This is a genomic window from Mesorhizobium sp. WSM4817 (assembly GCF_055811135.1).
The window spans coordinates 1-536 of sequence record NZ_JBVVQQ010000128.1 but is presented as its reverse complement, the minus strand read 5'-3'; the positions used below and the strand labels follow the sequence as shown (position 1 = coordinate 536).

At 58.2% G+C, this 536-nt stretch carries 1 protein-coding gene; it reads left to right on the top strand.

All coding sequences use genetic code 11. The features are described 5' to 3' along the window. Nucleotides 1-11 precede the first annotated feature (11 nt). Nucleotides 12-536, top strand: a 525-nt coding sequence (locus AC0L2K_RS35030) for an AMP-binding protein (protein ID WP_473533665.1), incomplete at its 3' end; no start/stop codon positions are given.

The following is a 536-nucleotide window of genomic DNA, read 5'->3' as shown; positions in this document are numbered from 1 at the left end:
AGCATCGCGGAGTGGTCAATCTTACAGCATGGCATGTGCAAACGTTTTGTCCGCAACCAGAAACCTGCTGCACACTCACGGCTGCAGTGGCTTTCGACGCCAGCACCTGGGAGCTATGGTCCGCATTATGCAATCGTAGCACATTGCTGCTCCCGCCCAGGGCGGCAGCAGGAGATTCCTCGCGTCTGTTGCAATGGTGGCGTGATCAACCACTGGACGCCGCCTTTCTAGCCACACCGCTGGCTACAACCGCATTGCAAGACGAGCTGGTAAATCCAAAATTGGGACATTTGCTGATCGGCGGTGATCGTCTCCAGCGTGTTCCTTCCCGGATACCATCTCCTCTCAAGTTGATAAACAACTATGGCCCTACGGAAGTCACCGTTGTGGCAACGTCGGGACGACTTCTCAGTGACAACGCCGTGCCGCATATCGGGCGTCCGATTGCGAACACGCGGGTCTACCTTCTGGACGCTCATGGTCAGCCGGTGCCGTTCGGGGCGGTGGGCGAGCTTTACATCGGCGGGGCGGGGGTT